This window comes from Rothia sp. HMSC065B04, from assembly GCF_001812285.1.
GTDB classification, from domain to species: domain Bacteria; phylum Actinomycetota; class Actinomycetes; order Actinomycetales; family Micrococcaceae; genus Rothia; species Rothia mucilaginosa.
Genome location: NZ_KV808399.1, coordinates 1 through 1,423 on the forward strand (window position 1 = coordinate 1; position 1,423 = coordinate 1,423).

Here is a 1,423-nt window from a genome sequence, read left to right on the forward strand (position 1 = left end):
GTTCATAACGGCCGTAGTCTTGACTCACCAAACCCACATTTGCCAACAAGTCATCAGGTGATATGTCCTGTACCGACTTACCTCCAATGAGGATGTCTCCTTTGGAGGGCTTAAGCATGCCCATGAGTGCATTTACTAGGGTTGTCTTTCCCGATCCGCTGGGCCCGACAATACCAATCATCTGCCCGGGACCAAAAGTGAGATTGATGTTTTTAAGAGCTAAAGAATCAGCTTTTGGATACTGGATAGCAAGATTCCTAATGGAAACGCTGGAGATTTCGGGGTAGGTATCGGCAACCGGATTTTTCTGCCCGGGCTGTGCGCTAGAAATAAACTTTCGATATATATCAATTGCGTTTGACCCCGCCGCCATCGAGCTAAGGTCGCTTCCCATCGAGCCAAGCGAGACTATAGCCGAGGTAATACCTATAACAGCTCCAGCAAGAACACCGGGAGCCGGAAACGAGGCCGCTAGAAGAATAAGGGCTAAAGCTAGCAGCGCAGCGCTTATAAAACCAACAATTGTATATATTCTGAGGATGTAACGAGCTAGGCCAATTTCCTCCTCACCGGATTTTTTCCGTTCTTGATTAGCGCGATGCGCAAAGAATGAACGAGCATTAAGAATTGCAAGCTCACGAGCAGTAGTTATTTGTGCAATCTGGTTAGTGCTATGCCACGCGTTGTAGCTATATGAATATATTTTTTCCATTGCCTCAGCATTTTTACTCGAATAGAGATGTGACATCAAGGCAACAGGAATCATGCCTGCAAGCATGCAGAGTGAAGCATATACATTGATCTTTCCTACGGAATAACTAAGGGCTCCCGTCGAAAAAATGATGAATATCAGAGCACCCATAGTGGAAACTTGAGACCCCAGGCTCCCCCCTGTCACAGCATCATGAGCTGCCCTTGATGAGCGAGCATAATCACCACTCGCGATTTCCTGAGAAGAACAAGTCGCCAAACGAGAAGATACATTCTGAATACCTGTACTTGACATTCGAGAATTTAGAATCATACGCAGAGAGTCTGATGCTTGTCCCAGGGCAATGTATCCTGCCAGCACAAAACTAACCCCCAGAGCTAGCGGAAGCACTTCATCCTGGCTCTGACCCAAATGCTCAACAAGTCTAGTGACAGCCTCCATCTGCAGAGCAGGGAATAGTGATAGGCACACAACAGACACTAGATAGGAAACGGTCCATACGGGGTGATTTTTGAAAGCATAAACCACGGACCAAACAGTATTAGCCATAATCTTACGCATCTTTATAGTCCCTTTCAGCGGAAGTTTTGCGCCCTGCAGAATCTTCAGAGATCTGATTTTTGAAAATTTCCATAAACTTTCCCTCTGCCTTCAGTAGCTCCCGGTAGGTTCCTTGTTCCACCACACACCCACCATCCAACACCACCACAG

1 protein-coding gene is annotated in these 1,423 nt (G+C 46.7%); it reads right to left on the bottom strand.

What is annotated here, in order from left to right; genetic code table 11:
* Positions 1–1,261: ATP-binding cassette domain-containing protein (locus tag HMPREF2845_RS09170; protein ID WP_168163708.1), on the bottom strand; the 1,261-nt coding region annotated here is incomplete at its 3' end.
* Positions 1,262–1,423 lie beyond the last annotated feature (162 nt).